Annotated in this window: 8 protein-coding genes, 2 tRNA genes and 1 pseudogene; 7 read left to right on the top strand and 4 right to left on the bottom strand. The window is 36.8% G+C overall.

Annotation, left to right across the window (positions count from 1 at the left end):
- The 3 genes and pseudogenes from GQR46_RS20560 to GQR46_RS15055 form a co-directional block, all read right to left on the bottom strand.
- Positions 1–390: pseudogene (locus GQR46_RS20560) on the bottom strand (DNA-binding protein); the annotation flags it as partial.
- Between the two features lie 381 nt (positions 391–771).
- Positions 772–862: transfer RNA gene (locus tag GQR46_RS15060), tRNA-Ser, on the bottom strand.
- An 83-nt stretch (positions 863–945) separates the two neighbouring features.
- A tRNA-Ser gene (locus tag GQR46_RS15055) sits at positions 946–1,036 on the bottom strand.
- Between the two features lie 251 nt (positions 1,037–1,287).
- On the opposite strand from GQR46_RS15055, the gene GQR46_RS15050 reads away from it, so the two are divergent.
- From GQR46_RS15050 to GQR46_RS15020, 7 genes are read left to right on the top strand one after another with little or no spacing between them, the layout of a single operon-like run.
- Positions 1,288–1,953 carry a Bax inhibitor-1/YccA family protein gene (locus GQR46_RS15050; RefSeq protein ID WP_007580214.1) on the top strand — a complete coding sequence of 222 codons (666 nt, stop codon included), beginning with the start codon at positions 1,288–1,290 and terminating at the stop codon, positions 1,951–1,953.
- A 55-nt stretch (positions 1,954–2,008) separates the two neighbouring features.
- On the top strand, positions 2,009–2,362 hold the full coding sequence (gene tusD / locus GQR46_RS15045; protein WP_165741353.1) for a sulfurtransferase complex subunit TusD: 354 nt from the start codon (positions 2,009–2,011) through the stop codon (positions 2,360–2,362).
- Complete coding sequence (gene tusC / locus GQR46_RS15040; protein WP_007580210.1) at positions 2,359–2,715, top strand: sulfurtransferase complex subunit TusC; 357 nt, start codon at positions 2,359–2,361, stop codon at positions 2,713–2,715. Before tusD ends, tusC begins: the two co-directional genes overlap by 4 nt.
- Complete coding sequence (locus tag GQR46_RS15035; RefSeq protein WP_165741352.1) at positions 2,712–2,978, top strand: DsrH/TusB family sulfur metabolism protein; 267 nt, start codon at positions 2,712–2,714, stop codon at positions 2,976–2,978. The genes tusC and GQR46_RS15035 overlap by 4 nt, the downstream gene beginning before the upstream one ends.
- Positions 2,979–2,981: 3 nt before the next feature.
- The gene (locus GQR46_RS15030) at positions 2,982–3,311 is read left to right on the top strand and encodes a TusE/DsrC/DsvC family sulfur relay protein (RefSeq protein WP_007580207.1); all 330 of its coding nucleotides are present in this window, start codon (positions 2,982–2,984) and stop codon (positions 3,309–3,311) included.
- Positions 3,311–3,997 (top strand): pseudouridine synthase, encoded by a 687-nt coding sequence (locus GQR46_RS15025; RefSeq protein WP_165741351.1) that lies wholly within the window; start codon positions 3,311–3,313, stop codon positions 3,995–3,997. Before GQR46_RS15030 ends, GQR46_RS15025 begins: the two co-directional genes overlap by 1 nt.
- Positions 3,990–4,427 carry an NUDIX hydrolase gene (locus GQR46_RS15020; protein ID WP_165741350.1) on the top strand — a complete coding sequence of 146 codons (438 nt, stop codon included), beginning with the start codon at positions 3,990–3,992 and terminating at the stop codon, positions 4,425–4,427. The genes GQR46_RS15025 and GQR46_RS15020 overlap by 8 nt, the downstream gene beginning before the upstream one ends.
- Positions 4,428–4,472: 45 nt before the next feature.
- Here GQR46_RS15020 and GQR46_RS15015 read toward each other — a convergent pair whose 3' ends face one another.
- Positions 4,473–5,744, bottom strand: a complete 1,272-nt coding sequence (locus GQR46_RS15015) for a diguanylate cyclase (RefSeq protein WP_024592557.1) — start codon at positions 5,742–5,744, stop codon at positions 4,473–4,475.
- Positions 5,745–5,840 lie beyond the last annotated feature (96 nt).

Below are 5,840 nucleotides of genomic sequence, written 5' to 3'. Positions count from 1 at the left end.
TAATTGATTCTGCCAATGCCAAGACCCAAGTACAGCAACCACAAAATACCCATGATTGAATAACGCAGTAATTAAAATATATGTGACAGGAATAATAATTAAACGGCTTAATTTACTTAGCTTAAACTTAAGTAACACTATTTCTATGAAACCTGACAATAGCAAAGCACAAAAGGTTACTAACCCATAGCCAAAAAGCCGCAGAAACTTGTAAGACTCGGTATCGCTTGAAGTGCCAAAAGGTTGAAATACAAAAAGTACAAAAAGCGCTATAAACGAAAACATGACGGCACGATATACAACTAACTTTCTCGAATCTAGATCATCTTTGAGCCACAACATCCTATTTTGCATACCTTTAATCCACCAATGTTTAAAAATAGCACACATTAATATGTGCATTCCAACTCATTTAAAATTTTTTGTGATGGTAGTTTTATTAAAAACAAAAAAGGAAGAGAACATCAACGTTATTTAACAGCAGAAGGTGGTGTGTGAGCAATTCTATCTGCTTTTAAGATTTTACTAATGAGAGATAAAACATGTAATACCAATTCGCTTAATTAAGTGGTCTATTTTGAGGGCGGAAAAACGTGTTGATAGCTAGGCAAAAAATCCGCTATTAGTTGTTCTAAATGAGAATTTTTTAATGCAGGGAGCGACACGTTTAGCCCCGCAAAATGATTAAGTATTATTACGGATTGGTATAAGTGCACTGATTTTGTTCCAAACACAAAAAAGCCCGCTAAATTAGCAGGCTATTTTGTTATATGGTGGAGAGATAGGGATTTGAACCCTAGATGGGCTATAAACCCATGCCGGTTTTCAAGACCGGTGCATTCGACCACTCTGCCATCTCTCCGATACTGCTAAGTTAAAAGTAAGAGTGTACTAATAACTATTTAAATGAATGATACTTTAATTACCACACACTTATTAAATAAGTGGTGGAGAGATAGGGATTTGAACCCTAGATGGGCTATAAACCCATGCCGGTTTTCAAGACCGGTGCATTCGACCACTCTGCCATCTCTCCGCACGGCCTGCATAATAGGGAAACCCATCCCTTTTGTGAAGCTTTTTTTTAAATTAATTGTTTAAGTGCTTAAAAAACAATTAATTTGTCTAAAGTTAGAACAAAGTGTTTTTAATTTAGCCGTCAATACTCTTTTATTTAAATATTTAACTCTATTGATCTACAAAGGTTTGCCCAAACATATAAGAGTTGGTAATCTAATTTTAGTTAAATTATCGAAACACACACGTTTCACTTAAAGGAGCTCTACAATGGCGTTTAATCAATCGTACAATACCGCGAAACCGGTAATGTCTACCATTGAAACAAACAAGGTACTTAAAAACACCTACTTTTTACTAGCTATGACACTTGCTTTCAGTGCTGTTACAGCCGGTATTTCAATGGCACTACAATTACCTTACTTTATGGGAATTGTGTTTACACTTGTTTCGTTCGGTTTATTATTTGTTGTAAATAAAAAAGCAGATACAGCATCTGGTGTATTTTGGGTGTTTGCTTTCACAGGTTTAATGGGGGCTGGCTTAGGTCCATTACTTAACCATTATGCTGCAATGCCTAATGGCCCAATGCTTATTATGCAAGCGTTAGGTTCTACGGCGCTTATCTTTTTTGGTTTATCTGCTTATGCACTGAACACTAAAAAAGACTTCTCATTTATGGGTGGCTTTTTAACGGTTGGCTTAATAGTTGTGATTGTAGCTAGCATTGTTAATATTTTTGTTGGCAGTTCGCTGATGTTTATGGTGCTTAATGCGGCAGTTGTATTGATCATGTCTGGTTTGATTTTATTCGATACAAGCCGAATCATTAATGGCGGCGAAACCAACTACATTCGCGCAACAGTGTCTTTATACCTAAGCGTATATAACTTATTTACGTCTTTACTTGCTCTACTTGGCGCAAGTGATGACTAATTAAATAGTTCTGTTAAAATAGCCCCTTAATTGGGGCTTTTTTATTGGAATTGTTTTGTCACGTTTTGTTCTTTCATTACATACACCACCATCCGATCACGATACAACGCAAAGGTTAGTTAAGTTTGCGAATGCATGTTTAGCCCAAGGGCACACCATTGATGCTATTTTTTTATACCAGCAAGGTATTTATCATGCATCTACCCACTTTGATTTATCCTCAGACGAACTTCAAATTTCAGCACTTTGGCAGCAACTCGCCGATCAAAAACTAAATTTAATGCTGTGTGTTACCGCCGCTGAAAAACGCGGGTTTGATATTAAAAACACAGGTGTATTTGCAGTCGCAGGGCTAGCTGAATTTGCAATGCTTGCAAGCGACGCTGATAAATGGGTGCAATTTAAATGATAAACGTATTAGTAATGAGTCAGTGCAGTCCATTTGACGATTTAAATATTCGTGATGCACTTGATATGACATTGATATTTGCTGCCGTTGACCAAAATGTGAGTTGGTTGTTTAGCGGCCCCGCCGTTTTAGCTTTAAAAAAGCATCAACAACCAAACAATATTGGATTAAAAGATTTTTTTAAAAACATTAAAACACTCGAAATCTATGATGTTGAAAACATCTACGTGTGTGAAAAGTCATTGCTTGATTATGGTTTAAATAAACATGATTTACTCATAGAGGCAAAAGCACTCAACTTTAGCCAACAACAAACATTAATTAAAGCGCAGCAACATGTGGTGAATTTATGAGTACATTACATATATTTTCAAAGCCGCTTAATTATTACTGCGCAAATCAGCTAGAGAACTTAATTTTATCAGACGATAACGTGCTACTTGTTGGTGATGCCTGCTTTGCAAAAAAACAATTTAGGCAATTTGCAGATACACTGTTAATACTTGAACAAGACGCGCAAGTACGTGCAATAAAATTAACAGATAACGATAAAGCCATTAGCTATGAAGACTTTGTAGCACTCACTTTATCAACTAATCAATCAATTACGTGGTAACTCATGCTTGAATTTAACAACCAACAGATTGAAACCGACAAACAAGGTTACTTGCTTGATCATACTTTGTGGTCAAAGGAGCTTGCACCTGTAATTGCTATCCAAGAAAACATTACCCTTAGCGTTCAACACTGGGAAGTAATTAACTTTGTTCGTGATTTTTATATTGAATATAACACCAGTCCAGCAATTAGGATGCTTGTAAAAGCAATGGCTAAAGCACTCGGTGAAGACAAAGGAAACAGCCTTTATTTATATAAATTATTCCCTAAAGGCCCTGCTAAGCAAGCAACAAAAATCGCCGGATTACCAAAACCAGCTAGGTGCATATAATGAGATCTAAATCAGGCAATAATCAAGTAACTGAATCCAAGCCAAAAAGAAGTACAGGGCGTACTTATTCACGCAGTGCACTTAACAAAACACCTTCAGGTAAAAGAGAAATAAAGCCGCAAATAGCATCTAAAGACAGAAAAATTGTGTTATTCAATAAACCATTTGATGTGCTATGCCAATTTACAGATGACGCAGACAGAAAAACTCTCGCTGAGTTCATCCCTATTAAAGAGGTTTACGCAGCAGGAAGATTAGACAGAGACAGTGAAGGTTTATTACTTTTAACAAACTGTGGGAAATTGCAAAACACCTTAACTGCACCTGATAAAAAAACGAATAAAACATACTGGGCACAAGTTGAAGGTGAACCAACAAGCGAATCAATTAATGCTTTATGCAATGGCGTAGAACTTAAAGACGGGCTTACACTCCCCGCTAACGTTAAAATAATTGATGAACCTACAATTTGGACTCGTAATCCGCCTGTACGCGAGCGAAGAGCAATCCCTACCACTTGGCTAAGTATTACGATTAATGAAGGTAAAAACAGACAAGTTCGCCGAATGACCGCACATATTGGCCACCCTACACTTCGCCTTATTCGCTATAGCATTGGCAACTATACGTTGGATGATATTAATTGTGGTGAATACAAAGTAATTAAGGGCGTAGTTGATGCATAAACCGCATGTAACAGTTGCGGCAATAGTAAAAAAGCAAAATGAGTTTTTACTTGTAAAAGAGCGCGATAAATTCACTCATCAAATTTGCTACAATCAGCCCGCAGGTCACTTAGAAAAAAATGAAACACTTGCACAAGCCGCAAGCAGAGAGCTACTTGAAGAAACAGGCTTAGCGCTTGAGCCAGTCGGCTTTTTGGGTGTGTATAATTTGCATGCCGAAAATGGAGTGCACTATTTACGATTCTGCTTTTTATTTGAAGCGCCTGATAATATAAAAGCGCCAACGCCAATAGATACCGACATTATCAGCGCTAACTGGTACACATTAGAGCAAATAAAATCACTACCGCTTAGAAGCCCTTTAGTATTGAAGTGTATTAACGACAGCCTGAATCGACCAGTATTAAGCCTAGAAACTATTTATAATTAGCTATATTGGGGAGTAGCTTAAATAAAATAATTAACTCTATTTTATTTACTCTGAGCTTAGAGCTATGCAGTTACGCCCTTGTTTTTTAGCATAATACAGGGCGTTATCAGCGGCTTTTACAAAGCTGATTTCATCACTATTTGTATAGTCACTGATGGTATTAATACCCATACTTATAGATAAAAATCCGGTAAAGCTATCCTGGTGTGCAATAGCTAAGTTTTCTACAGCTTTTTGTATTTGCTCAGCTATAAACAGCGCCCCTTGCCTATCGGTTTGAGGTAATAAAACAACAAATTCCTCTCCCCCATAGCGAGCAACAAAATCTTCTGGGCGACTAACCGTTGAAGCAATTGTTTGAGCCACATCATATAAACACGTATCGCCCGCTACATGCCCATACCGGTCATTAAATTGTTTAAAATGGTCAATATCGATAATAATCATCGATAGCATGCCTTCGCATTCTTTTGCTCGTTCGTACTCATGCGTTAGTTTTTCATCAAACCGACGCCTATTTGCAATCTTGGTTAATGCATCCAAAAAGGCCATATCCCTAAGTATATCCTCTGCTTCTAAACGCTCTGTAGCATCATTAAAAACAGCTAAAAACTCTTCGCCTATATCAATCCCTGAAATTTCCATCATCACTTGTGAACCATCACGACATGAAACTCGATAGTTATTTGCGGGTATATCGTTATTATTATTCAGCGCCTTTTCAAGTGAGTCTTGCCACAGATCTTTTACAAGTGCTCTATATTGCGGATCTGGATACGCTTTTTCCCACCACGATTTAAGATTAGGTACATCCTCTACTGTATAACCAAAAACATCTACAAAGCGTTGATTAACTTTCAAAATATCACCCGTTTTGGCACACACATTACATACCGGCATTGGCAAAACGGTAAATAATCTAGCGTAATGACTTATCTCATGTTTGCGCATAGGGTTGAGCGTACTTTGAGGTAAGTAACTCATTGGCATATCACTTTTTTCAATACTAAGCTTTTCGTCCATTTCTAAAGCAAAATACCATTCAAGCCACCAGTGCTCTACATGCTCAAGCACCTTTAGCTCAATGTTCTTTTTAGCAGTTGAGCCCTTAATTAAACTAAATAACTCATGTACATGGTTTGGTTCTTGGAAAATGTGAGGGTTTTTGAGTTTTATTAACTCATAAAAAAGGTGATAGGCTGACTTTTTAAACTCTGTCGTTTTACTAGAGAGTAATTCACTATCCACAAAATCAGATTCGTTTGTGTAGTGTTCAACTAAAGAATTTATCTTGTTTATTTGATAGGCGTAATTCATATATTCATTCCATTGACTATATATCAAGCGACTTAAAGTGGTTTACATTCATATACTCACCACTATTTTTATTTTATTAAGTGTATATTTACTCTA

This window comes from Pseudoalteromonas sp. Z1A6 (assembly GCF_011378745.1).
In the GTDB taxonomy this organism is placed as follows: domain Bacteria; phylum Pseudomonadota; class Gammaproteobacteria; order Enterobacterales; family Alteromonadaceae; genus Pseudoalteromonas; species Pseudoalteromonas arctica.
The sequence above is the reverse complement of the archived record's forward strand: the minus strand, read 5'-3'. Positions and strand labels throughout refer to the sequence as shown.

What these genes read in the sequence shown, in the direction of transcription:
- GQR46_RS15050 (WP_007580214.1), top strand. Translation starts at nt 1,288, where the DNA reads ATGGCGTTTAATCAATCGTACAATACCGCGAAACCGGTAATGTCTACC.
- tusC (WP_007580210.1), top strand. Translation starts at nt 2,359, where the DNA reads ATGATAAACGTATTAGTAATGAGTCAGTGCAGTCCATTTGACGATTTA.
- GQR46_RS15035 (WP_165741352.1), top strand. Translation starts at nt 2,712, where the DNA reads ATGAGTACATTACATATATTTTCAAAGCCGCTTAATTATTACTGCGCA.
- GQR46_RS15030 (WP_007580207.1), top strand. Translation starts at nt 2,982, where the DNA reads ATGCTTGAATTTAACAACCAACAGATTGAAACCGACAAACAAGGTTAC.
- GQR46_RS15025 (WP_165741351.1), top strand. Translation starts at nt 3,311, where the DNA reads ATGAGATCTAAATCAGGCAATAATCAAGTAACTGAATCCAAGCCAAAA.
- GQR46_RS15020 (WP_165741350.1), top strand. Translation starts at nt 3,990, where the DNA reads ATGCATAAACCGCATGTAACAGTTGCGGCAATAGTAAAAAAGCAAAAT.
- GQR46_RS15015 (WP_024592557.1), bottom strand. Translation starts at nt 5,744, where the DNA reads ATGAATTACGCCTATCAAATAAACAAGATAAATTCTTTAGTTGAACAC.